Raw genomic sequence first — 22376 nt, forward strand, 5'->3', positions numbered from 1 at the left:
CAAGCGCATGCAGCCGACAAGCGGCTGATGCGAGCGTTGAGGCTGTAGAAAAAGCCCACAGCCTCCGTCGTTTTGGTAGGATCGGGAAAACAGCCTAGGAGTGGTCAGCATGCCCCGCTTCAAGCCCTACAACCATGATCAGAACGCCATGGTGGTGATCAACTACCAGGACCAGCTTCAGCCCGGTACGTTCGAGCACGCCGTCCACTACCTGATCGAACACAAGCTGGACCTGTCGGTTTTCCATCCCCAGTACCGCAACCACGATACGGGCCGGCTGGCCTATGACCCTGCCATACTGCTGAAGATCATCCTGTTCGCCTATTCCAAGGGCATCACCTCCAGCCGCGAGATGCAGTGGTGCTGTGAAACCAACATCATCTTCAAGGCGTTGTCCTGCGATACCGTCCCTCATTTCACCACCTTGGCGAAGTTCGTCAGCAGCCATGCCGATGAGATTGAAGAGCTCTTTGAGCAGGTGCTGCTGGTGTGCCATGAGCAAGGCCTGCTAGGCAACGAGCTCTTTGCTATCGACGGCTGTAAGGTGTCCTCGGATGCCTCAAAGGAGTGGTCTGGCACCTTCAAGGAGTTGGGCGAGAAGCGGGAGAAGCTGCGACGTTTGATTCGTCATCACCTGCTGGGGCACTATGCGCGGGATGAAGCCGAGACGGAGGCCGACCTTGATCGGGATATCCGTCGAGCCAAGACGATCCTCTCGCTAGATGCTGCCATGAACAAAGTCGATCGCTTCCTAAAGACGCACAACCCAAGGATGGGCCAGGGGAGCCGGAGTAAGGAAGTGAAGAGCAACATTACGGATAACCAAAGCGCCAAGATGACCACCAGCAAGGGCACGATCCAGGGCTATAACGGCGTGGCCACGGTGGACAAGAAACACCAAGTCATCATCGATGCCCAGGCGTTTGGAGAAGGGCAGGAGCATCATACACTGCAACCGGTACTCGAGAGGGTGAAGGCCCGCTTCAAGAAGCTGGGGATTGCTGACAACATCTACCAACAAGGCACCGTCGTCACTGCTGATACGGGCTTCGCCAATGACAACGTTATCAGGAATAACTTTGAACAGCCGTAGGCTGGCCCGCAGGGCGAGTCTCATGGATGAGACGAGTAAGCCAATATGAAGTACCTGCACGAACGACAGATCAATGGCTATGTGCCAGATAATTAGTTCCGTAGCCGAGACCCGAGGTTTGCCGAGCAGAAAGACAAGTACGGCAAGCGGCACCAGAACCTGCCAGACAAGGGATGGAAAGCCACTTTTCCGGCCAGCGAATTCCAGTTCGACCCGGTCACCCTTAGCTGCATCTGCCCCATTGGGGAACCCCTGACTTACCGGGGACAGCGGGAAGCTGAGAATGGTAAGGTTCGGGCGCACTTTGAAGGTCGACTGCTGCAATGCCGGCACTGCCCCAAGAAGCACCGGTGCATGCAGAACCCCGCCTCGACAAATCACCGCAACGGAGCTGGCCGACAAGTCTCCTTTACGATAAAACGCGACGGACAACCGAGCTACACAGACTGGATGAAGCACCGAGTGGATAGCCAGCAGGGTAAGGAAATATATAGCCATCGAATGTCAGTGGTGGAGCCGGTATTCGGCAACATCGGCACCACGAAACGCTTGAACCGATTCGGGCTCCGTAGCAAGAGAAGAGTACAGGGTCAGTGGCAGTTATACTGCTTGATACACAACATTGAGAAGCTTGCCAATTATGGTAGATTAGGCACGTGATACAGGGGCTACAAGGCCTAAATGTGGCCGCCAAATGCTGGTGATGAGTGTCTTTGACATCATCAAGGTACCGAAATGGTCAGCTAGGTACCTTGGCCAAAGAAAATGTCCATTTGGTGGGCGATACACAAAATCGGAAAATAGGCGGTGGGAAGGGCTAAGAATTAGGTTTTTCAACAGCCTCGTTGGGCTGAACGTACACAGTAGAAGGAGGTGAACGCTATGAGTGACAAGCGTGATGCCGTCGATTTCGCTGCAATTACGGCCGCACAAAAGGAGACATGGGACAAGGGCGACTTTCACCAGATTGCTCGACAAAATGTTTGCATTGCCGAGGCTCTTTGTGAGGCAGTTGATCCGCACGCTGGGGATCGCGTCCTGGATATTGCGTGTGGCAGCGGAACTGCAGCCCTGGTCGCGGCGCGAAGATATTGCGAAGTGACTGGTATCGACTATGTCCCCGCGCTGATCGAACGTGCGAAGCAACGGGCGATTGCCGACGATCTGGATATCGAGTTCAAGATTGGGGACGCACAAAGCCTTCCGTTTCCCGATGGTTATTATAACGCCGTACTATCTGTGTATGGCGTCCAGTTCGCACCTAATCAAGAACAGGCGGCGCGCGAAATGCTCCGTGTCTGCCGCCCGGGCGCTAAGATCGGACTAGCAACACCGGTTCCGGAAGGTTGGAGCGGCGATTTTTTTGCGACAAATGCCAAGCACATGCCACCTCCCCCTGGAATCAATCCCCCACTGCGTTGGGGAACCGATTCGGGACTCGTCGATCTTCTCGGTGAAGGTACGCGCACTATCTACAGCGAGAAACGAACGGCATTGCAGTACTACCGGTCGGTTGATCATGCTGTAGAGCTATTCCTGTCGTTCTTTGGCCCAGCAATCCGAGCATCCGAAGCCGGTGACAAGGCAAGCCTACGAGATGATCTAAAAGCTGTATTCAATCGCTATAACCGTGCATCCGACGGCACAGCAGTGATTGAAAATACGTACCTACTAACGATTGCAGTCCGGGCATGATCACACCTGGAACTGCCAATGACTGGCCCAAAAAGGCCATGCACCGGATGCCAAAAACCCTGCTTCGCGCCGTTTCTGCCACCGGTGATGGCAGACGTTAGGAGCCTCAATTACCATGACCATTGATCCATGGCTAAGCCGTTGGCTACCCCTTGTTCTTGAACGTGTAAACGATGGCCGCGTTCTTGAGATTGGTTGCGGACCTGGAGATGACACAGCGACGCTTTCAGCGGCCGGAATGAAAGTGCATGCTTTCGACATTTCAAGCTCGGCAGTAAGAAAGACTAAAATCCGCGTTCCCTCTGCAACGGTTGAGTGCAGAGATCTACGGGAACCGTTACCCGAGCAAGCAACTGGTTTTGGCGTCATCGTCGCGAGCCTTTCGTTGCACTACTTTGCTTGGAGCGATACTCAAGTTATAGTTCGACGCATTCGTTCGGCCCTCCGTCCTGGTGGAATTCTCCTCTGCCGCCTAAACTCCACCGAGGATCACAACTTCGGAGCAAGTGGAAATCCGGAAGCTGAACCTAACTTCTTCCTGGTCAATGGGGAGCCCAAGCGCTTCTTCGATAAGTGTTCCGTCGAGTCGCTGTTCGCAGAAGGCTGGAACACTCTCTCACTGGAGCATTTCACGACGAGGAAGTACGTCAAGGCGAAAGCACTGTGGGAGGTTATCCTTGAGCGCAGCGACGCCTAACCATTCGCTCGAGCAGACGTGCAACGACCAAGGCGCCTGTCGCTGCGCGCTGTCCAGCTCTAACGTTAGACGCCACGCACATAGGGAGCTTGCAATGCAACCAACTGTTGAAGAACGTCTTCGCTCGCTAGGTCTAGAATTACCCTCAGTTGCCAAGCCAAGGGGTAACTTCCGCCCCTGCGTCATCTCGGCGAGCATGCTCTATCTGTCCGGCAAGGGGACCCCTCTGCGCGAAGAGGGAGGCACCGTTCCAAAAGTAAGGGCGGAAGTTTCTGTCGAGCAGGGCCGGGTCTATGCTCAAGAGGTTGGCCTGTACCTTCTGGCGCTCATCAAAGAGGCGCTTGGAAGCTTCGAACGGGTGCAGCGTGTCGTCAAGGTTTTTGGCATGGTGAATGCCGACCCAAACTTCACTTCTCACACGGAAGTCATCAACGGCTGTTCTGACCTGCTTGTCGCAGTTCTTGGCGAGCGCGGTGAGCATGCCCGTTCCGCCATTGGTGTTGGCTCATTGCCCAAGGGGTTTGCTGTGGAAATTGAGGCCATCGTTGAGTTCTCGGAGCACAGTGACGCCTAACCTTTCCATGGAGCGGACGCCTTCCAGCCGGCTGCGCCCGCTTCCGGTCGCCACTCATGTAAAACGTTACGCGGAATGAAAGGGTATCGGGCCGTGGATGAATTGGAACGATTGGAACGAGAGCTGCACAGTGCTGGTACTCGGCAATCTGAGAGTCGGTTGAAGGAGCTTCTCCATCCGAACTTCCGAGAAATCGGCCGGTCTGGTCGTGAGTATTCACGGGCAACCATCCTGGAACGACTGGCAGATGGTGAGCCGCCTAAAGTTCATGCTGATCAGTTCAGAAGAATCGATCTAGAGCCGCAGGTGGCTCTGATTACTTACAAATCCGCCCATATTGCGGAAGGCGGTGGGCTCTACAGGCATAGTTTGCGGTCTTCGATTTGGATTCGGGGAGAGGAGGGGTGGCAAATGGTGTTTCATCAAGGTACTCCGGCGCAGGTGGCTTGCGATGAATCCGCGTAACCAGTCGCTCGAGTTCGCTCCGGCCCTGTTCGGGCCTGCGCCGGACGGGCTTTCCGCTCCGCTCCGCTCCAAGCTCGCCGCTCAGCTCGGCGTTATACATGAGACGGAACGCTTATGAGCCTGAAAAATCACTTTGAATTGCTAGCCACTTACAACCAGTGGATGAACTCGAAGGTTTATGCGGCTGCGGGGCAACTCTCTGCGACAGATTTGGTGAAAGACCGTGGGGCCTTTTTTGGCTCCATCCTGGGAACTCTGAACCACATCCTCGTTGGCGATACCATTTGGCTCAAACGTTTTGCTACTCATCCATCCTGCCTGAACTCATTGCGGGAGGTCGCTGACATTAAAAGTCCTGAGAGCCTAGATCAGATGCTCTTTGAAGACCTTGGTATCTTATCTGAGCAGCGAATCTGGCTGGATCGCCAGATTATCAACTGGACAGCCGAGTTATCCGAAGGTGATCTGGATTTCGTCCTCAGCTACCGAAACACCAAAGGGGTTGCTGCCAATAAACGATATTCGAGCCTGGTACTTCATTTCTTTAACCATCAGACTCATCACCGAGGGCAAGTCTCTACTTTGCTGTCACAGGCAGGCATGGATATCGGGGTTACTGACCTATTGGCCCAGATCCCGGAGGAGACTCATGTATAACCAGCCGCTGTTTCCAGACAATTTTTCCACCGCTTCGCGGCTCCAAAATTGCCGCAAAGTTTCGCGTTAGGCGGATAAACCTCGGAGGAATGAATGGAAATCAAATGTATTGCCGGGTTCGCTTCGATAACCAAATATCCAGAGGCAAGTGCCTCTTTGTATCAATATGCGTTAGGGCTGCCGCTGGAGAAGATGGACGATTATCGCTTCATGGATAAATTCCCTGGGGCGCACCATTTTGGTGTATGGCCTCTTTCAATGGCAGCCCAGTCTTGTTTTGGGCAGGACACATGGCCCGAGAGTGTTCCTGAGCCCACGGCCACGATTGAGTTTGAGCTCGCGGATGCCGCTGCTGTCGAGGCGGCAGTGCGAGAAATGAAAGAAAATGGACAGGAGTTCATCCACGAAACTCGAACTGAGCCGTGGGGCCAGACAGTCGCGAGATTCATGAGTCCTGAGGGAGTATTGGTCGGTCTGAGCTATGCGCCGTGGCTTCATGAGTGAACGCCTAACCATAGCGTCAACGCGGACCGGCTTTTCCGCTGACGCTCCAAAGCCGTCCGGCTACGCTGGGCGTTAGATTTCCGGAGTTCCGGCAAGGAGCTGAAAATTGAAAAATATGTTAGAGAAAGGAAAAGAGGTTCTGTCGGAGCAGTCTTTCAGCTTGCTTTTGGGAGCAGAGTTGGAAGTTTTTGAGGCCGGAACTGCTGAGTTGAGTCTTGAAATTAGGGATGACCTCAAGCAAAACAATGGTTTTGCGCATGGTGGCGTCGTTAGCTATTTGGCTGACAACTGTATTACCTTTGCCGGAGCGTCGGTACTAGGAAACTGTGTCACTTCAGAGTACAAAGTAAACTATGTTAGGCCTGCGATCGGAGATAGATTGGTCGCTAGGGCAACAGTTTTATACTCAGGAAAACGTCAATCTACGTGTGAGTGTAAGGTATATGCCCAAACAGATTCCGAGGAAAAGTTGGTTGCGGCCTCTCTTGGAACAATAAACAAGATTGATGCATCGTAATCTAACCAGGCCAGGCACAGCGACGGCTTTTCCGTTGCGGCTTCGCCTTCACTATAAAGCCGCACGTGCTGGCGGCGTTAGCTTTAGGAGAGGGGCCTTGACTCTTCAGGATGAACTTTCCGCCTTCTACGAGCGGAATGGCTTTGGTCAGGTCCTCGGGACACGGCCGCGTACCGTGCCGGTGTTCACCGGCTGTCTGCTGGTGCCATTGCCCAATATCGAGCTGCGTAACCGTTACCTGAAGTACCACGACCTGCACCATCTAGTTACCGGCTACACCGTTGGGCGAATCGGGGAAGGTGAGGTCAGCGCTTGGGAGCTCGGCTCGGGCTCCATGTTCGTATCGCCGATGCTCGGCGTCATGAACCTGATCGCGCTATCTACGGGGCTTGTTCTTCAGCCGCGGCGGATGTGGCGGGCGTTCATGCGCGGGACGAGGAGCCGGAACCTGTATCGCGCGGCGGATCGCGCGAATGTGGACGCGGGCGGGTGGTCCAACCTCGACTCGCTGCGCGCGTACTGCCTCGACCATGTGCAGCCGCGCGGATTACTACGGCCTCGAGCGGTGGAGTTTGGCATCTACTGCGTTTTGGCCATGTGTATCCATGCCGCAATCGCCGGCCCTGCTGTGGTTGCCCGTCTCATTACCGACATCACGCTAGGGTACAGCGTGTTTCAGGCGGTCAAGCCGAAGAAACGCGATGATATATATTGAACTAAAGCTAACTCCGCATGGAGCCGACGGCTTCGCCGCAGCTCATGCGGGGCGTTAAATCAGTAGTGGTACCGAAGCTGGGCGATTAGCAGAGCGTCATCCGTGACTTTGTAGACCATGCGGTGCTCTTCGTTAATTCGGCGGGACCAGTAACCAGCGAGGCTATGCTTGAGCGGTTCCGGTTTACCGACACCTTCGAACGGCTCGTGCTTGATTTCCTTGATCAACTTGTTGATTCGGTTAAGGATTTTTTTGTCAGTTTTTTGCCAGTACAGATAGTCTTCCCAGGCGGTCTCGGAGAAGATAAGTTTCATTCAAGAAGTTCCTTTTCCTGACCACCACCTTGCTCCAGCTCGGCAACGGATTCCAGCAAACGACGGGCGTTCTTTGGTGCGCGCAGGAGGTACGCGGTTTCTTGCAACGCCTCATAGTCCTCAAGAGAGATCATGACCACGGATTGCGACTTGCTTCGGGTGATGATCACAGGAGAATGGTCCTCACAGACCTGCTCCATGGTTTTTGCTAGATTGGTTCGAGCAGCTGTGTAGCTAATGGCATCCATAAGGTTGCTCCTGTACAGGATGTTGTCCTGTTCAAGATATCGTACATGAAAGAATTTGACAATCGGCTGTACAGCGACCGATTTTCCGCCGCTCAAGAATGACCTTGAGTTCGCCCCCGATGCTGTGGTGCTGGCGCTCGGGGTCAACGATGTGCTTCAGATGCGTAGTGCCAGCGCCTGGAGAGAGGACCTGCGCGAGCTGGTCTCGGCGGTGCGCGAGCGTTGCGGACCGGTGCCTGTCGTCTTCGCAGCCGTTCCACCCGAATCAGGAGGCCGAGCTCTTCTGTGCCGATCGGTTCCACCTGTCTCCCGCTGGCTACAGACTATGGGGGCAGCACTTGGCTGTGGTTGTCGCTACTGCATGCGGGGGCTCTCAGGCCTAACGCGGGCTCGCTCCTTATGCTTTTCGTTAGGCAATTATATATAGGAGACCATGGATGCTAGGAGTTCATGATGTTTGGCTTTTTTTGAGTGCGAGTATCCTGCTTTGGATTACTCCAGGACCCGACACCATGTACATTTTGGCGAGAACAGTATCCCAAGGTTGTCTGGTGGGGATGCTATCAGTATTCGGTGTAAGCACAGGAGTTCTAGCACACTCTGTATTTGCAGCAGTCGGGCTTTCCGCTATCTTGGCGAGCTCAGCACTAGGGTTTACGGTGGTGAAATTTATCGGTGCTGCATATCTGATCTACCTTGGCATTCAAGCCTTGCGCAGTGACCGAAAACTCTCATCATTCTCTGGCGTGGCGGCTCAAAGTCGTTCGAAAATATTTCGCCAGGGCTTCCTCACCAACCTACTAAATCCCAAAATCGCTATTTTCTTTCTCGCATTCCTGCCGCAATTTGTGGCACCCGATAGTAATAACGGCCCTGCTGTTCTCCTGCTTTTAGGCGGTATTTTTGTTCTGGGCGGCACACTTTGGTGTCTTTTACTGGTTGGGTTCGCCACCAGCTTCACAGAGGCTGTCAGGTCAAATGCCCGTTTATCAGGAGCTGTAGGTAAAGCCACAGGGGTTGTGTATATAGGTCTTGGTTTGAACCTACTTCGGGCGAAAATGTAGTGCTGGACTTTGGATTTTGCCTAACAAATCAATAGAGTTCGTTCCGGCCTGTGGACTCCCCGGACGCCTCTGTCGGGGCACCGCTCATTATCGGCGTTAGCTGCGAGGATGTCAGTCCAATGAAGATTCGGAAGTTTAAGCAAGGTGAAGAAAAAGAACTCTACGAGATCTTTTACAACACCATCAGAACGGTAAACATCCAAGACTATAGTGAAGATCAAGTGGCGGCATGGGCGCCCAGTTATATTGACATGGAGTTTGTTATGCAGAAGATCAGAGACATTGATCCATTCGTTGCGGTCGAAGATGGAAGGATCATTGGCTACGCTGATATCCAGCCTGACGGTTACATTGATCATTTTTATTGCCATCATCAGTTTCAGGGGCAGGGGGTCGGTAGGCGCTTATTTGTCGCTCTTGAGGAGGAGGCGGTAGAGAAAGGTATTCCCAGCATGTACTCGAATGTAAGTATTACCGCCAAGCCCTTTTTCAAGGCTATGGGATTCTCCGTTGAAAGAGAGCAGTTGGTAAAGGTTGGCGATCAGCAGCTTAAAAACTACCGGATGGTTCGGAGATTATGATCACAGCTAACATTCGCGTGAAAAGCGACGCCCGTACCTCGCTTGCTTTACGCGGGCATTATACCGTACGACCTTAGGAGTTCCGACGATGCCTAAAACCATCTTGATAACCGGTGCAAGAGGTCGAATCGGCTCAGCCCTCGTTTCCCATCTTGATACTCTTGACGAGCGATACGACCTCCGCTTGGCGGATCTTGATGCGGTGGATAAGCGAGAAATCGAGCTAGACATTACAAATCTCGCTGCATGCCGTGACGCATTTAAGGACGTCGATACCGTCATACACTTGGCCGGTGTACCTTCCCCGGAAGCACCGTTCGAGGCAATTCTCCCAGTCAACATAGGCGGGACATATAATGTTTTTCGCGCAGCTTCTGATGCGGGAGTGTCTCGTGTTGTCTTCGCAAGTAGTGCTCAGGCGATTGAAGGGTACCCGCTTGACGTGCAGGTGCGCACAGATATGCCTGTGCGGCCCAAGAATCTTTACGGTGTGAGCAAGGCATGTGGAGAAGCCTTTGCCGCATATTTTGCGTATCAGGAGGGGGTCGAAGCTGTAGCGGTTCGTATTGGCGCCTTCGAACAAGCAAGCGACTGGCAACGGATGAGTGAGCGCGATCTCAGCGCTTGGGTAGACCCCCAAGATCTTTGCGAGCTCTTTGTCCGCTGTATCGAAGCAGACTTGAGGGAAGAACCGTTCGCAATTGTTCACGGTATCTCGGACAACCGATTCAAAAGGTTAGACCTGTCTGATTCGCGAGCACGCCTAGGGTACGAACCAAAGGCCGACTCTTTCTCCGTTTGGCGAGTCGGTCTCTATAATGCGAGTGAGCCGGCATGACTATTTGTTGCAAGGGGCGTCTTGATGTACCCTTGAACTGTGTCGTTACGTTTCATCGTCGACAATGCATCGAGTATTTAAATGAATGTAGAAATCATCGATGATCGAGAATTTATCACCTCTGTTCAGGAGCAAGGCGGTGTTTGGGTGCTAATGGCAGGCCAATCGCTTTATGCCCTACAAGCGGAGGGTGGCTGGGGTCTTCCTGTTTGGTCGTCAGCAGAAAAGGCAGAAGTGTTCGCCGAGAATCTTAACCAAACAGGGTTGTCCCCGGTATTCGTACCGATGAGCAATTTCCTGGGTGCTGCCTGGTTGGGTTCGTCGAGCCTACAAATTGCCGATGTCTTAGCTTCGCCCTGCTACGGCCAAGAGTCTCTCATCTACACAGCTGAGGAACTCCGTGCCAGACTCAATACGTAACAATGCCATTAAATCTGTTCCGGGGCGATGGCCCTCCATCGGACGCCCCTGTCAGTTCATCGCTTATGGCTGGCGTTGGATGGCAGAAAACGAATAGAGGTGACCATGTTCAGAGGCATTAATGTTGTCTCCATATCAGTGTCCGACCTTGATGAGGCGCGAAATTAGATGTGATGACCCCGAGATATTTCCAGGGTATGTGACCTTCTGCAGCTTCTACGATCCTTTTGGAAATCGACTGCAGATGTGTAGTCCGGCTCCAGATTCTCGGAACCAGAAGTTGTGATACCGATCGCTCAACGCAGTAAAATTCCCCACTCCCTGCGGTCGTCGGACGCTCGCTCCTTGCGCCGTTCATGTTGAGCGTATCGAAGATGCGTTCAACGAAGGTGACAGGGCGTTTTTACGTGTACAAGCCCAACAAGCACTAGCAGCAGATGTTACGTGCGATGCGCGCTCGAGCTACTGCTAAAGCTGGTCGTTGGGCCGCACTACCTGCATCCTATTGGCCTCAGAGCCAGCGGCGCACCCTGGCCTTGTAGCTGAGGTAATTTTCACCGAATTTTCTAAGCATTGCCCGTTCCTCGATGGGAATGTACCAATAGTTTGTGAGGAGGCCGAATCCTAATAATGCGAGTAACGGAGTTGCTGAACCTTGCACTATCCAGACTCCAGTAAGGGTGATGAGAAAGCCCAGGTACATGGGATTGCGGGAGAATCGGAAAAGGCCGTCGGTTGTGAGAATATCGGGGTCTTTGAAAGTGTTTATATTGGTTCCAAGCTTTTTGAAAAGATGTGCATGCCATTGAGAAATGAACAGCCCGAGAACAATCACCGGTATTCCGATCCAGCGGGCATGCGCCTCCCAGAACCGCACGAGTGGGATGTACTGATTTAGTATGATCATATGCATGATAGTGAACAACATAACAGCGGGAGGTGGCAGAAATATGCGCATGAGTATCTCCGAATTAGTGTGTGATGTCGCGCAACTATGCCTCGTGTACAAGGCCATGTCATTAACCCGGGTTATCTTGCCGTGATAAACAATCCGACTCCATTGATCGCGAAGATGGTGCTTGAGCAGTTGCCCTCTGAAATACTGCCGGACTGGCATAAAGTTGATGCAGCTGTCCGGGTTAAACATGTACGAGCTGGCGATTTCCTGTTCAGGGTGGAAGAGCAGCACCCTGTTGTTTACTTCGTGAAACATGGAATTATTAAAATGGTTTATGAGACCATGGACGGGAAGGCTTGGATCAAGGCGTTTGCAGAAGAAGGCAGGTTTTTTGCAAGCCTGACGGCTCTGGAAACGAATGGACATACCAGCTTCTCAGCGTATGCTGTGTGCAATGCCACTGTTGAACAATTGCCCTATAAGGTGCTTCTCGAATTAGCAGATACTCATCCAGCTTGGCAAAGAGCCCTCAGGCGCGCATTCGAGATCTACGGATTTCGAAAGGAAACACGTGAGAAAGAGTTGCTGACGCTTTCCCCGGAGGAGCGTTACGTGCATTTCATTAAAGACCGGGAACGGCTAGCTGAGCGCCTAGCAGATAAGGACATAGCAGGTTATATCCGGGTCACACCTGTTGCCCTTAGTCGAATAAAAAGGCGAGTTCGGTAAATTCCCAGCAGAGTGCTTTACCCCGTTGGAAGAAATTTCCCCAGCATGCGAGCAAACCGGCATCATCATTCGTTGCAAGGATGCCCTGACGCGACTGTGATTCTTGTCGTTATGAATAAGGAGTTATTTATGAAGCTGGAGCTGCCGACACTGGTGTCACGAGATCCTGAATCATTGGTTGATTGCATTGCATATCGCCGCAGTTATAGAGAGTTTAGTGAAGCCGCGTTGTCGATTAACGCTCTTTCCCTGTTACTTTGGTCTGCCCAAGGAATAACTGGACAGGATGGTAAAAGGGCGACGCCGTCAGCCGGTGGGTTATACCCACTGCACCTCCGAATCTTGGTGCAACGAGTTGAGAGTCTAGAGCCTGGTGTTTACGATTATACGCCTGATGCTCATTCACTAGAACGAGTTGGTGGCCATGTTACGGAAGGAGTAGTCCGTGAACTTGGTATTGGCGATCAACCATGGCTGGAAGAAGCAGCGCTTGTCATTGGAGTCACAGTGGAACTCGAAGCTACCATTAAGCACTTTGAGTCTCAGCCACCCAATGGAGAGCGCGGTGTTCGATACGCGTATATGGAAGCTGGTGCTTTGACACAAAATGTTCATCTCCAGAGTACTGCTCTTGGAGTCGGTTGTGTTCTAGTAGCGGGATTCGATGATTCAAGGGCGAAGAAAGTATTGAGGCTGCCTTCAGGCTTGGAACCAGCAGCACTATTGTGTATCGGGATCAGGAAGAAATAAGTGGTTGTGGTATTGCAGCAAGCGCTGCTCTAGCAGGTATAAGCTATGTAGAGGCCAAGCGTAGGGCAAACGCACTGGGCATTTATGCCGCAGATACGTCGCCCTAGTTGCTTGAACTTTATGCCAGATACCCCTCGGAGCGCGCTGATGGGGAGCTCCAGGTGTTAGGCGCTCTGGACACTGTGATAGACCGACTAGTATCATCGTTGTATGTACCGTCGCTTTATAACGCTCCGGTTACGGAATTTATTGAAAAGCTGCGCTGAATGTTGGCGACGCTGTCGCTACTTCCATTATCCGTGACCTGGGCCGGGCTTGATGTAGATAGCCGTTGCCCAACAATGCCAGGCAACCGACGTTTGCACCACCCTCGGCTGGTGGCAGCGTAATGAGGATAAACATGATACGTGATTTCATTGCTTCGGATATGGATAGTGTTCTGAGTATCTGGCTAGAATCTTCGGCCAAGGCGCACGACTTTGTTGATCGCGCGTTCTGGGAATCCAAGCTGGATGATATGAGAAACATCTATATACCAGCCTCAGAGACTTATGTGTACGAATCGGGCAGTGAGGTGAAAGGTTTTTTTTCGCTCTATGAGGATACGCTGGCGGCCATTTTCGTGGCACCTGATTGCCAGGGACAAGGAATTGGTCAGATTTTGATGGCAAAAGCCAAATCGCTGCGTGAGCGTATTACCTTAGACGTCTACAAGGAGAATCAGAAGACCGTAGACTTCTATGAGCGCTGCGGTTTCCGGGTAGTGTCCGAAAAAAAGGACCCACACACAGGGCATGCTGAGTTGGTGATGGAGTTTCACTCATGCTAGGGGGCAGGCTTTGTCTGAAAAGTCGGCGAACGAAGGACAGACAGGGCAAAAATCGATGTGAAGACGGACTGGGCTCGCACACGAGTTTACGCGGTGTAAATGAGTATGCCGACTAAAATAACCCTTAACCACCTGCGCCGTTATGCCATTTCGCGCAGCCTGTTCAAGCCGCGAGCCTTGCAGCGCGCCATCACCAAACTGGGTTTCGTCCAGTTTGATCCGATACGTGCACCCGCACGGGCGCAAGACTTGACGCTGCGCCATCGTGTCACCGACTACCGAGCCGGTGACCTGGAAGCGCGTTACCCTCGTCTGGCTGTCGAGGAAGATTTCTTCGTTAACTACGGTATTCTGCCGCGGTTCACGCAATGCATGATGCACCCTCGAACGACGCGCACCGAGTGGCCGCCCTCACGCTGGGCACAGGCGCGTGCCGTACTGGAGTTCGTGCAGAGCCGCGGTGTGGTTCACCCACGCGAAGTGGACGCCGCCTTTGAGCATGGCGTGACCAAGAACTGGTTCGGCGGCAATAGCCGGGCCAGTACCCAACTGCTGGATGGCATGCACTATCGTGGTCTGCTGCGCGTGGCACGACGCGAAGGCGGCACGCGTCTTTACGCACCAGAGCTTGCCCATGAACGTGACCACCCGATGGACCCTGATGTTAGCCTGGACGCACTGATCGACGTGGCAGTGGCGAAGTACGCGCCGCTGCCGGCGGTCACGCTCAGCCGCCTCGTCACATGGGTGGCTTCTTCGGCGGTTCCGCAGTGGCGCGAGCGCCGCCGTGATGCACTGGCGCGTACCAAAGCACGGCTACCCCAGGCCACGGTGGGTGGGTGCCATTGGTACTGGCCGGTCGGCGAGAACCCCGGCAGTCGTCGCTTTGCCAACGACGACGTGTTGGACGAGCGTCTGCGCCTGCTGGCACCGTTCGACCCGGTGGTTTGGGACCGCGAACGCTTCGAACGCTTCTGGGGCTGGGCCTACCGCTTCGAGGCCTACACGCCGGCACCACAGCGCGTGCGTGGCTACTATGCGTTACCCATGCTGTGGCGTGGCCAGGTCATCGGCTGGGCCAATGCTGCCGTGCGTGACGGGCATTTGCAGTTGCAGCCAGGCTATGTGAGCGGACGTGCCCCGCGCGATGCTGCGTTCGAGTCTGCATTGCAGGAGGAGCGGGTGCGTTTGGAGTGGTTTCTCGGGCTGTGAGCGCTTTGGTTAAGGGCTGCACCTGATGGCCCGTTTCGATATCTCTTGGAATGAGGGTGGGGCCGACTACTTCGCTGCCAACGCCACGCTCACTTTCGAGCGATTCGGCCGGCCGATGGCCTGGGTGATCCAGGTGCCGGTGTCGGCAAGCTTGTTCAGGTCGATGCCGGTCTCGATGCCGAGGCCGTTGAGCAGATAGACGACGTCTTCACTGGCGACGTTACCGGAGGCGCCCTTGGCGTAGGGGCAGCCGCCGAGGCCGGCGACGGAGCTGTCGATTACGCTGATGCCTTCTTCCAGCACGGCGTAGAGGTTGGCCAGCGCTTGGCCATAGGTGTCGTGGAAGTGGGCGGCGAGCTTTCCCATGGGGATGTCGCGGCTCACGGTTTCGACCATGCGCTTGGCGGCGAGCGGGGTGCCAACGCCGATGGTGTCGCCGAGGGAGACTTCGTAGCAGCCCATCTCATAGAGCGCCTTGGAGACGTCGGCGACCTTGGCGGGGGCGATCTCGCCTTCATAGGGGCAGCCGAGCACGCAGGAGACGTAGCCGCGCACGCGCACCTTGGCTTGCTTGGCGCGTTCCAGCACGGGCTCGAAGCGCGCCAGGGATTCGGCGACCGAGCAGTTGATGTTCTTCTGCGAGAAAGCTTCGCTTGCTGCGCCGAATACTGCCACTTCCTCGACGCCGCACTCGAGTGCTGCTTCCAGCCCCTTGAGGTTGGGGGTGAGGGCGGTGTAGGTGACGCCTGGCCGACGCGTGAGGCCGGTCATCACTTCACGGTGGTCGGCCATCTGCGGCACCCACTTGGGCGAGACGAAGCTGGCGGCTTCGATGTAGGTGATGCCGGCGGCGGCGAGGCGGTCGATCAGTTCGAGCTTGGTGGCCGTGGCGATCGGGCTGGGCTCGTTCTGCAGCCCGTCGCGGGGGCTGACCTCGACCAGGCGTACCTGTTTTGGGAAGGGCATGGCGGCCTCCTGGTGACTGGTTTATGACGGGCAGCGCTGCGCGCTGCAATCGCGAATGAATTCGCTCCTAAAGGAAAATACCGCCAAACGCCGATGTAGGAGCGGCTTTAGCCGCGATAGGATTGGCTCGGCCAGCAGCGCTGCGCGCTGCAATCGCGACTGAAGTCGCTCCTACACTGGGTGGTGCTGTTCGCTGTAATCGCGACTGAAGTCGCTCCTACACTGGGTGGTGCTGTGCGCTGCAATCGCGACTGAAGTCGCTCCTACACTGGAGTGGCGCTGGTCGCTATTCGTCTGGTGTGAACTCGAGCAGCACATCCCCTTGGCCGACGGTATCGCCGGCGGCGAAGTGGAAGCTTTCCACCTGGCCGTCGGCGGGGGCGGTGAGGGTGTGTTCCATCTTCATGGCTTCCATGACCATCAGCGGCATGCCTTTCTCTACCTTCTGGCCGGCTTCGACGAGCAGCGCGACCACGGTGCCGTGCATGGGAGCGGTCAGGGTCGATTCTACTTCGTGGTGGCCGTGGTCGATGGCGTCGATGCGGCGCCACAGTCGGCGGCTTTCACCGCGAGGATCGACCATCACGATGCTGTTGTCACCCTCCAGCCGTGCCTGCAGGCGGCGGCGATGGCCGTCGAGGGTTATCGCCACGGCGTCGCCTTCCAGCGGCTGCAGGCTGGCGGTGAGGGTCTCGCTGCCGATGGTGAGGCACCACGGGGCGGCGTCGCTCTCGCGGGTGCCCTCTACCACTATGGTGCTGGTTTCATCCTGCCGGTCGCACAGGGCGATGCGGATGCCGTGCGGGGCGTTGAGGCGGAAGCCGTCGTGGCGGTCCCAGGGGGAGTCGCTCTCCCGCTCGTGGCCTAATTGGTCCAGGGCGATCAGCGCTGCGCTGGCGTATTCCTCTGTAGTGGGGTGCTCGGCGGCGAACAGGGTGGCGTGGTGGCGCTCGATAAAGCGGGTATCCAGCTCGGCGGCCTTGAACGCTGGGTGGGTGGCCAGACGCTGCAGGAAGGCGCGGTTGGTCACCACGCCCTGTACGTCCAGCGCGGCCAGCGCTCGGTTGAGAGTGGCGAGTGCCTGGTCGCGGTCGTCGCCGTGGGCGATCAGCTTGGCCAGCATCGGGTCGTAGTGCATGGAAACGGCGTCGCCGCTCTCCACGCCGCTATCCAGGCGCACACGCGCGCGGCCCTTTTCATAAGAGCTAAGGCCGGCGCCTGCGAGGTCCATAGCGAAGCGCGTCAGGGTGCCGGTGGCGGGCAGGAAGTCCTGCAGCGGGTCTTCGGCGTAGAGCCGCGCCTCGAAACTGTGGCCGCTGATGGTCAGTTCGTCCTGCTTGAGCGGCAGGGTTTCGCCCATGGCCACCCGCAGCTGCCACTCGACCAGGTCCTGGCCGGTGATCATCTCGGTGACGGGGTGCTCCACCTGCAGGCGGGTGTTCATCTCCATAAAGTAGAAGGCGCCGTCCCGCTCTTGTGAAGAGCCTTGTGAAGAGTCCAGCAGGAACTCGACGGTGCCCGCGCCCACGTAGCCGATCTCCTTGGCGGCGCGCACCGCAGCCTCGCCCATCTCGCGGCGCAGCTCGGCGGTCATGCCGGGGGCGGGGGCTTCCTCGAGCACCTTCTGGTGGCGGCGCTGTACCGAGCAGTCGCGCTCGAACAGGTAGACGCCGTTGCCGTGACTGTCGCAGAACACCTGGACCTCGACGTGGCGCGGCTGGGTCAGGTACTTCTCGATCAGCATGCGGGCATCGTTGAAGGCGGCCTGGGACTCGCGGCGGCAGCCGTCCAGCGCGGCCTGGAAGTCGGCGCCGGACTCGACCACGCGCATGCCCTTGCCGCCGCCGCCGGCACTGGCCTTGAGTAGCACCGGGTAGCCGATCTTGTCGGCCTCGCTACGCAGCAGGGCGTCGTCCTGGTCGTGGCCGTGGTAGCCGGGCACCAGCGGCACCCCGGCGTTGGCCATGCGCGCCTTGGCGGCGGACTTGTCGCCCATGGCGGCAATCGCCGCGGCGGGCGGGCCGACGAAGACGATGCCGGCGGCGTCCAGCGCTTCGACGAAGGCGCCGTTCTCGGAGAGGAAACCGTAGCCGGGGTGAATGGCGCCGGCGCCGCTGCGCTGGGCGGCCTCCACCACCGCCTCGACGTTGAGGTAGCTGTCGCGGGCGGCGGCGGGGCCGATGCGTATGGCCTCGTCGGCTTCGCGGACGTGGCGGGCGCTGGCATCGGCATCCGAGTAGACGGCCACGGTGCGCAGGCCCATGCGGCGTGCGGTGCGCATCACGCGGCAGGCGATCTCGCCACGGTTGGCAACCAGCAGGGTATCGAAGCGGGCGGTGGTCATGGGGTGTCGTCCTGTGGCGGGCGCCAGCGCGGGGCGCGCTTGTCGAAGAAGCTGGCCAGGCCCTCCTGGCCTTCGTGGCTTACGCGCAGTTCGCTGATCACGTGGCAGCTGTGCTCGCGGGTGGCATCGCTGTCGGGCTCACGGGCGACCTCGGCGAGCAGCGCCTTGGTGGCGCGCTGGGCCTGGGGCGAGCCGGCCAGCAGCGTCGCGAGCATGGTCTCGATTTCGTCATCCAGGTCATCGTGGCCCACCACCTGGTGAACCAGGCCGAGCCCAAGGCCGGTGGCGGCGTCGATCTCCTCGGCGGTCAGGGCGAAGCGGCGCGTCTGGCGCGGGCCGATGGCGCGCTGCACATAGGGGCTGATGACTGCCGGAGCAAGGCCGATCTTGACCTCTGAGAGGCAGAAGCGGGCCTTCTCTGAGGCGATGACGATATCGCAGCAGGCGGCGAGGCCCACGGCGCCGCCGAAGGCCGCGCCCTGCACCCGGCACACGGTGGGGCAGGGCAGGGTGTCGAGGCGCTGCATCATTTCGGCGAGCCTGCGCGAGTCGGCGAGGTTGGCCTCGAGGTCATACTCGACCATGCGCTGCATCCAGTTCAGGTCGGCGCCGGCGGAGAAGTGCTTGCCCTCGGAACCCAGCACCATCACCCGCACCTCGCCGCGGGTGGCGGCCTCATGCAGGTGTGCCAGGTGCGCGTTGAGCTCGGCGATCAGGCTATCGTCGAAGGCGTTGTGCACCTCGGGGCGGTTCAGCGTCAGCCGGGCGACGCCGCGTTCGTCGATGTGTTGCTGGCAGAGTGTGGTCGTTGCCATGGTGAAACCTCCCTCCAGTGGGAGCGAACTTATTCGCGATGGCTGTTTGCCCGGCAGGGCTGCGCCCTGCATCGCGGTTGAAACCGCTCCTACATTTGCCTCGGCGCCATTTCCCTGTGGGAGCGAATTTATTCGCGATGGGCTGTTTATCCGGCAGGGCTGAGCCCTGCATCGCGGTTGAAACCGCTCCTACATTTGCCTCGGCGCCATTTCCCTGTGGGAGCGAATTCATTCGCGATGGGCTGTTTGCCCGGCAGGGCTGCGCCCTGCATCGCGGTTGAAACCGCTCCTACATGTGCTTTGGCGCCATTCCCTAGTGGGAGCGAATTCATTCGCGATGGGCTGTTTGCCTGGCAGGGCTGCGCCCTGCATCGCGGTTGAAACCGCTCCTACATTTGCCTCGGCGCCATTTCCCTGTGGGAGCGAATTCATTCGCGATGGGCTGTTTATCCGGCAGGGCTGCGCCCTGCATCGCGGTTGAAACCGCTCCCACATTTGCCTCGGCGCTACATCCTGAACACACCAAAGGTGGTGTCTGCTATCTCGGCATTCATGGCGGCGGCGAGCGCGAGGCCCAGCACGTCGCGAGTCTGGGCTGGGTCGATCACGCCGTCGTCCCATAGCCGCGCACTGGCGTAGTAGGGGTGGCCCTGGTGCTCGTACTGCTCGCGGGTGGGGGCCTTGAAGGCTTCTTCGTCTTCGGCGCTCCACTCGCGGCCGTCGCGCTCGTGCTGCTCGCGCTTGACCTGGGCCAGTACGCCGGCAGCTTGTTCTCCACCCATGACGGAAATCCGGGCATTCGGCCACATAAACAGCAGGTTGGGCTCGAAGGCACGGCCGCACATGCCGTAGTTGCCGGCGCCGAAGCTGCCGCCGATCAGCACGGTGAACTTGGGCACCCGGGCGCAGGCCACCGCGGTGACCAGCTTGGCGCCATGCTTGGCGATGCCCTCGTGCTCGTACTTGGAGCCGACCATAAAGCCGGTGATGTTCTGCAAGAACAGCAGCGGGATCTTGCGCTGGGCACAGAGCTCGATAAAGTGCGCGCCTTTCACGGCACTCTCGGAAAACAGTACGCCGTTGTTGGCGACGATGCCCACCGGGTGGCCGTGGATATGCGCGAAGCCGGTGACCAGGGTGTCGCCGTAGTAGCGCTTGAACTCGTCGAAGTCGGAGTCGTCGACGATACGGCCGATCACCTCGCGCACGTCGAAGGGCTTCTTGAGGTCGGTGCCGACGATGCCGTAGAGCTCGGCGGGGTCGAGCCGCGGCGGCTTGGGAGGCTGCATGGCGAGCCGGCCGCGCTTCTGCCAGTTGAGCCGCGATACACAGGCGCGGGCCAGCTGCAGGGCGTGGGCGTCGTTCTCGGCGTAGTGGTCGGCCACGCCGCTGAGCTTGGCGTGGACGTCGGCGCCGCCCAGCGCCTCGGCGCTGATGCTCTCGCCGGTGGCGGCCTTCACCAGCGGCGGGCCGCCCAGGAAGATGGTGCCCTGCTCGCGGACGATGATCGACTCGTCGGCCATGGCCGGCACGTAGGCGCCGCCGGCGGTACAGGAGCCCATCACCACGGCGATCTGCGGGATGCCTTCGGCGGAGAGGGTGGCCTGGTTATAGAAGATGCGCCCGAAGTGGTCGCGGTCGGGGAATACCTCGTCCTGCAGGGGCAGGTAGGCGCCGCCGGAGTCGACGAGATAAATACACGGCAGGCGATGCTTGCGGGCGATCTCCTGGGCGCGGATGTGCTTCTTCACCGTGAGCGGGTAATAGGTCCCGCCCTTGACAGTGGCGTCATTGGCGACGATCACGCACTCCACGCCCGAGACGCGGCCGATGCCGGTGACGATGCTGGCAGCGGGCACTGCATCGGCGTAGACCTCATGGGCGGCCAGCGCCGAGAACTCGAGGAACGGCGAACCTTCGTCGAGCAGATGGTCGATGCGGTCGCGCACGAACAGCTTGCCACGACCTTCGTGCCGGGCGCGGGCCTTGTCGCCGCCGCCCCGGCGGATCGCCGCGCTCAGCTCGCGTAGCGCCAGCACCTCCCGGCGCATGGCCGCCTCATTGGCCTGGAATAGCTCGCTGCGCGGGTTGACTTGTGTCGTTAAGATAGCCATAGGAGTCTTTTTTCTCTTCAGGCATGAAAATAAGCGAGCGATATTCAGACAAGGCAAAAATTGACGAAAAAGCGGAGTTTACTGTTGTAAATGAGCATTTTGAGTCAATTTTTAACGCTGTATGAATGAGCGCAGCTATTTTCATTTGGATTCGTTGAAGATCTCGCGGCCAATCAACATGCGCCTTATCTCACTGGTCCCGGCGCCGATCTCGTAGAGCTTGGCGTCGCGCAGCAGGCGCCCGGTGGGGTAGTCGTTGATATAGCCGTTGCCACCCAGCAGCTGGATGGCGTCCAGCGCCAGCTGGGTGGCCTTCTCGGCGCAGTAGAGGATCACTCCGGCAGCGTCCTTGCGAGACACCTTGCCGCGGTCGCAGGCGCCGGCCACGGCGTAGAGGTAGGCGCGGCAGGCATTGAGGGTGGTGGCCATGTCGGCGACCTTGCCCTGCACCAGCTGGAACTCGCCGATCGCCTGGCCGAACTGCTTGCGCTCGTGGATGTAGGGCACCACCACGTCCATGGCGGCCTGCATGATGCCGATGGGCCCGGCGGCGAGCACGGTGCGTTCGTAGTCCAGCCCGCTCATCAGCACCCGCGCGCCCTTGTTCACTTCGCCCAGCACGTTCTCGGCCGGCACCTCACAGTCCTGGAACACCAGTTCGCAGGTGTTGGAGCCACGCATGCCGAGCTTGTCGAGCTTCTGGGCGGTAGAGAATCCCGGCATTCCCTTCTCGATCAGCAAGGCAGTGATGCCCTTGGCGCCGGCGGTTGGGTCGGTCTTGGCGTAGACCACCAGCACATCGGCGTCGGGGCCGTTGGTGATCCACATCTTGTTGCCGTTGAGCAGGTACTTGTCGCCGCGCTTGTCGGCGCGCAGCTGCATGGAGACCACGTCGGAGCCGGCGCCGGGCTCCGACATCGCCAAGGCGCCGACGTGCTCGCCGCTGATCAGTTTGGGCAGGTACTGGGCCTTCTGCTCGGGGCTGCCGTTGAGGGCGATCTGGTTGACGCAGAGGTTGGAGTGGGCGCCAAACGAGAGTGCCACCGAGGCGCTGGCGCGGGAGATCTCCTCCATGGCGATGCAGTGCGCCAGGTAGCCCATGCCGCTGCCGCCATCCTCGTCCGGCACGGTGATGCCGAGCAGGCCCATGTCACCGAACTTGCGCCACAGGTCGGACGGGAAGTCGTTGCTGGCGTCGATCTCGGCGGCGCGCGGGGCGATCTCGTCACGGGCGAAGGCGTTGACCTGGTCGCGCAGCATGTTGAGCTCGTCGGCGAGGCCGAAGTCGAGGGGCGTATAGGCGCTGTGCATGGTGGGCTCCGGAAACATCGAATGCT

General features: G+C 57.7%; 25 protein-coding genes and 1 pseudogene. 18 read left to right on the forward strand and 8 right to left on the reverse strand.

What is annotated here, in order from left to right; translation table 11 throughout:
* Positions 1-109: 109 nt before the first annotated feature.
* The 9 genes and pseudogenes from CK498_RS26955 (at position 110) to CK498_RS00250 (ending at position 6917) form a co-directional block, all read left to right on the forward strand.
* Positions 110-1753, forward strand: a pseudogene (locus CK498_RS26955) (transposase).
* A gap of 222 nt (positions 1754-1975) precedes the next feature.
* A complete protein-coding gene (locus tag CK498_RS00215) occupies positions 1976-2788 on the forward strand; it encodes a class I SAM-dependent methyltransferase (protein WP_095618859.1) in 813 nt (270 codons plus the stop codon).
* 115 nt (positions 2789-2903) lie between these two features.
* Positions 2904-3485 carry a class I SAM-dependent methyltransferase gene (locus CK498_RS00220; RefSeq protein WP_095618860.1) on the forward strand — a complete coding sequence of 194 codons (582 nt, stop codon included), beginning with the start codon at positions 2904-2906 and terminating at the stop codon, positions 3483-3485.
* Positions 3486-3579: 94 nt separating this feature from the next.
* Entirely contained in the window at positions 3580-4059 is a 480-nt protein-coding gene (locus tag CK498_RS00225; protein ID WP_095618861.1) for a RidA family protein, read from the forward strand.
* 75 nt (positions 4060-4134) lie between these two features.
* Positions 4135-4524, forward strand: coding sequence for a nuclear transport factor 2 family protein (locus CK498_RS26825; protein WP_095618862.1), 390 nt, complete (start codon positions 4135-4137; stop codon positions 4522-4524).
* 114 nt (positions 4525-4638) lie between these two features.
* Entirely contained in the window at positions 4639-5181 is a 543-nt protein-coding gene (locus CK498_RS00235; protein ID WP_095618863.1) for a DinB family protein, read from the forward strand.
* A gap of 93 nt (positions 5182-5274) precedes the next feature.
* The gene (locus CK498_RS00240; protein ID WP_095618864.1) at positions 5275-5685 is read left to right on the forward strand and encodes a VOC family protein; all 411 of its coding nucleotides are present in this window, start codon (positions 5275-5277) and stop codon (positions 5683-5685) included.
* Positions 5686-5800: 115 nt separating this feature from the next.
* Positions 5801-6202, forward strand: coding sequence for a PaaI family thioesterase (locus CK498_RS00245; RefSeq protein WP_095618865.1), 402 nt, complete (start codon positions 5801-5803; stop codon positions 6200-6202).
* A gap of 97 nt (positions 6203-6299) precedes the next feature.
* Entirely contained in the window at positions 6300-6917 is a 618-nt protein-coding gene (locus CK498_RS00250) for a hypothetical protein (RefSeq protein WP_095618866.1), read from the forward strand.
* A 59-nt stretch (positions 6918-6976) separates the two neighbouring features.
* On the opposite strand, the gene CK498_RS00255 is transcribed toward CK498_RS00250, so the two are convergent.
* Positions 6977-7231, reverse strand: a complete 255-nt coding sequence (locus CK498_RS00255; protein ID WP_095618867.1) for a Txe/YoeB family addiction module toxin — start codon at positions 7229-7231, stop codon at positions 6977-6979.
* Positions 7228-7479: a type II toxin-antitoxin system Phd/YefM family antitoxin gene (locus tag CK498_RS00260; protein WP_012137510.1), complete on the reverse strand. Its 252-nt coding sequence runs from the start codon at positions 7477-7479 to the stop codon at positions 7228-7230. The genes CK498_RS00255 and CK498_RS00260 overlap by 4 nt, the downstream gene beginning before the upstream one ends.
* A 55-nt stretch (positions 7480-7534) precedes the next feature.
* Between CK498_RS00260 and CK498_RS26830 the strand changes: the two genes are divergently transcribed.
* The 5 genes from CK498_RS26830 to CK498_RS00285 all read left to right on the forward strand — a co-directional run bounded on the left by CK498_RS26830 (position 7535) and on the right by CK498_RS00285 (position 10382).
* Positions 7535-7906, forward strand: coding sequence for a GDSL-type esterase/lipase family protein (locus tag CK498_RS26830; RefSeq protein WP_095618868.1), 372 nt, complete (start codon positions 7535-7537; stop codon positions 7904-7906).
* Between the two features lie 10 nt (positions 7907-7916).
* Positions 7917-8543 (forward strand): LysE family translocator, encoded by a 627-nt coding sequence (locus CK498_RS00270; protein WP_095618869.1) that lies wholly within the window; start codon positions 7917-7919, stop codon positions 8541-8543.
* A gap of 119 nt (positions 8544-8662) precedes the next feature.
* Entirely contained in the window at positions 8663-9124 is a 462-nt protein-coding gene (locus CK498_RS00275) for a GNAT family N-acetyltransferase (protein WP_095618870.1), read from the forward strand.
* An 88-nt stretch (positions 9125-9212) separates the two neighbouring features.
* Positions 9213-9962, forward strand: coding sequence for an NAD-dependent epimerase/dehydratase family protein (locus CK498_RS00280; protein ID WP_095618871.1), 750 nt, complete (start codon positions 9213-9215; stop codon positions 9960-9962).
* A gap of 81 nt (positions 9963-10043) precedes the next feature.
* A complete protein-coding gene (locus CK498_RS00285) occupies positions 10044-10382 on the forward strand; it encodes a DUF2750 domain-containing protein (protein WP_095618872.1) in 339 nt (112 codons plus the stop codon).
* Between the two features lie 511 nt (positions 10383-10893).
* Here the strand turns inward: CK498_RS00285 and CK498_RS00290 are convergent.
* Positions 10894-11340 (reverse strand): methyltransferase family protein, encoded by a 447-nt coding sequence (locus tag CK498_RS00290; protein ID WP_176475670.1) that lies wholly within the window; start codon positions 11338-11340, stop codon positions 10894-10896.
* 36 nt (positions 11341-11376) lie between these two features.
* Between CK498_RS00290 and CK498_RS00295 the strand changes: the two genes are divergently transcribed.
* The 4 genes from CK498_RS00295 (at position 11377) to CK498_RS00310 (ending at position 14800) form a co-directional block, all read left to right on the forward strand.
* Positions 11377-12009 carry a Crp/Fnr family transcriptional regulator gene (locus tag CK498_RS00295; protein ID WP_217987667.1) on the forward strand — a complete coding sequence of 211 codons (633 nt, stop codon included), beginning with the start codon at positions 11377-11379 and terminating at the stop codon, positions 12007-12009.
* A gap of 129 nt (positions 12010-12138) precedes the next feature.
* Positions 12139-12759, forward strand: a complete 621-nt coding sequence (locus tag CK498_RS00300; protein ID WP_176475671.1) for a SagB/ThcOx family dehydrogenase — start codon at positions 12139-12141, stop codon at positions 12757-12759.
* Positions 12760-13159: 400 nt separating this feature from the next.
* Positions 13160-13588 carry an N-acetyltransferase gene (locus CK498_RS00305; RefSeq protein WP_095618876.1) on the forward strand — a complete coding sequence of 143 codons (429 nt, stop codon included), beginning with the start codon at positions 13160-13162 and terminating at the stop codon, positions 13586-13588.
* A 99-nt stretch (positions 13589-13687) separates the two neighbouring features.
* Positions 13688-14800 (forward strand): DNA glycosylase AlkZ-like family protein, encoded by a 1113-nt coding sequence (locus CK498_RS00310; protein ID WP_217987668.1) that lies wholly within the window; start codon positions 13688-13690, stop codon positions 14798-14800.
* 66 nt (positions 14801-14866) lie between these two features.
* On the opposite strand, the gene CK498_RS00315 is transcribed toward CK498_RS00310, so the two are convergent.
* The 5 genes from CK498_RS00315 to CK498_RS00335 all read right to left on the reverse strand — a co-directional run bounded on the left by CK498_RS00315 (position 14867) and on the right by CK498_RS00335 (position 22350).
* The gene (locus CK498_RS00315; RefSeq protein ID WP_095618878.1) at positions 14867-15766 is read right to left on the reverse strand and encodes a hydroxymethylglutaryl-CoA lyase; all 900 of its coding nucleotides are present in this window, start codon (positions 15764-15766) and stop codon (positions 14867-14869) included.
* A gap of 286 nt (positions 15767-16052) precedes the next feature.
* The gene (locus tag CK498_RS00320; RefSeq protein WP_095618879.1) at positions 16053-18110 is read right to left on the reverse strand and encodes an acetyl/propionyl/methylcrotonyl-CoA carboxylase subunit alpha; all 2058 of its coding nucleotides are present in this window, start codon (positions 18108-18110) and stop codon (positions 16053-16055) included.
* Positions 18107-18925: an enoyl-CoA hydratase-related protein gene (locus tag CK498_RS00325; RefSeq protein ID WP_095618880.1), complete on the reverse strand. Its 819-nt coding sequence runs from the start codon at positions 18923-18925 to the stop codon at positions 18107-18109. Before CK498_RS00325 ends, CK498_RS00320 begins: the two co-directional genes overlap by 4 nt.
* Before the next feature lie 506 nt (positions 18926-19431).
* Complete coding sequence (locus CK498_RS00330) at positions 19432-21039, reverse strand: carboxyl transferase domain-containing protein (RefSeq protein WP_095618881.1); 1608 nt, start codon at positions 21037-21039, stop codon at positions 19432-19434.
* Positions 21040-21180: 141 nt separating this feature from the next.
* Positions 21181-22350 carry an isovaleryl-CoA dehydrogenase gene (locus CK498_RS00335; protein ID WP_095618882.1) on the reverse strand — a complete coding sequence of 390 codons (1170 nt, stop codon included), beginning with the start codon at positions 22348-22350 and terminating at the stop codon, positions 21181-21183.
* Positions 22351-22376 lie beyond the last annotated feature (26 nt).

It is taken from the genome of Halomonas salipaludis (genome assembly GCF_002286975.1).
Taxonomy (GTDB): Bacteria; Pseudomonadota; Gammaproteobacteria; order Pseudomonadales; family Halomonadaceae; genus Franzmannia; species Franzmannia salipaludis.

Excerpts from the sequence above, each read along its gene's own strand:
- CK498_RS00255 (WP_095618867.1), bottom strand. The coding sequence starts at position 7,231 with ATGAAACTTATCTTCTCCGAGACCGCCTGGGAAGACTATCTGTACTGG.
- CK498_RS00335 (WP_095618882.1), bottom strand. The coding sequence starts at position 22,350 with ATGCACAGCGCCTATACGCCCCTCGACTTCGGCCTCGCCGACGAGCTC.
- CK498_RS00245 (WP_095618865.1), top strand. The coding sequence starts at position 5,801 with ATGTTAGAGAAAGGAAAAGAGGTTCTGTCGGAGCAGTCTTTCAGCTTG.
- CK498_RS00295 (WP_217987667.1), top strand. The coding sequence starts at position 11,377 with ATGCCTCGTGTACAAGGCCATGTCATTAACCCGGGTTATCTTGCCGTG.
- CK498_RS00325 (WP_095618880.1), bottom strand. The coding sequence starts at position 18,925 with ATGGCAACGACCACACTCTGCCAGCAACACATCGACGAACGCGGCGTC.
- CK498_RS00300 (WP_176475671.1), top strand. The coding sequence starts at position 12,139 with ATGAAGCTGGAGCTGCCGACACTGGTGTCACGAGATCCTGAATCATTG.
- CK498_RS26825 (WP_095618862.1), top strand. The coding sequence starts at position 4,135 with ATGAAAGGGTATCGGGCCGTGGATGAATTGGAACGATTGGAACGAGAG.
- CK498_RS00310 (WP_217987668.1), top strand. The coding sequence starts at position 13,688 with ATGAGTATGCCGACTAAAATAACCCTTAACCACCTGCGCCGTTATGCC.
- CK498_RS00275 (WP_095618870.1), top strand. The coding sequence starts at position 8,663 with ATGAAGATTCGGAAGTTTAAGCAAGGTGAAGAAAAAGAACTCTACGAG.
- CK498_RS00280 (WP_095618871.1), top strand. The coding sequence starts at position 9,213 with ATGCCTAAAACCATCTTGATAACCGGTGCAAGAGGTCGAATCGGCTCA.
- CK498_RS00260 (WP_012137510.1), bottom strand. The coding sequence starts at position 7,479 with ATGGATGCCATTAGCTACACAGCTGCTCGAACCAATCTAGCAAAAACC.
- CK498_RS00320 (WP_095618879.1), bottom strand. The coding sequence starts at position 18,110 with ATGACCACCGCCCGCTTCGATACCCTGCTGGTTGCCAACCGTGGCGAG.
- CK498_RS00330 (WP_095618881.1), bottom strand. The coding sequence starts at position 21,039 with ATGGCTATCTTAACGACACAAGTCAACCCGCGCAGCGAGCTATTCCAG.
- CK498_RS00240 (WP_095618864.1), top strand. The coding sequence starts at position 5,275 with ATGGAAATCAAATGTATTGCCGGGTTCGCTTCGATAACCAAATATCCA.
- CK498_RS00305 (WP_095618876.1), top strand. The coding sequence starts at position 13,160 with ATGATACGTGATTTCATTGCTTCGGATATGGATAGTGTTCTGAGTATC.
- CK498_RS00315 (WP_095618878.1), bottom strand. The coding sequence starts at position 15,766 with ATGCCCTTCCCAAAACAGGTACGCCTGGTCGAGGTCAGCCCCCGCGAC.
- CK498_RS00215 (WP_095618859.1), top strand. The coding sequence starts at position 1,976 with ATGAGTGACAAGCGTGATGCCGTCGATTTCGCTGCAATTACGGCCGCA.
- CK498_RS00225 (WP_095618861.1), top strand. The coding sequence starts at position 3,580 with ATGCAACCAACTGTTGAAGAACGTCTTCGCTCGCTAGGTCTAGAATTA.
- CK498_RS00220 (WP_095618860.1), top strand. The coding sequence starts at position 2,904 with ATGACCATTGATCCATGGCTAAGCCGTTGGCTACCCCTTGTTCTTGAA.
- CK498_RS00290 (WP_176475670.1), bottom strand. The coding sequence starts at position 11,340 with ATGCGCATATTTCTGCCACCTCCCGCTGTTATGTTGTTCACTATCATG.
- CK498_RS00270 (WP_095618869.1), top strand. The coding sequence starts at position 7,917 with ATGCTAGGAGTTCATGATGTTTGGCTTTTTTTGAGTGCGAGTATCCTG.
- CK498_RS00235 (WP_095618863.1), top strand. The coding sequence starts at position 4,639 with ATGAGCCTGAAAAATCACTTTGAATTGCTAGCCACTTACAACCAGTGG.
- CK498_RS00285 (WP_095618872.1), top strand. The coding sequence starts at position 10,044 with ATGAATGTAGAAATCATCGATGATCGAGAATTTATCACCTCTGTTCAG.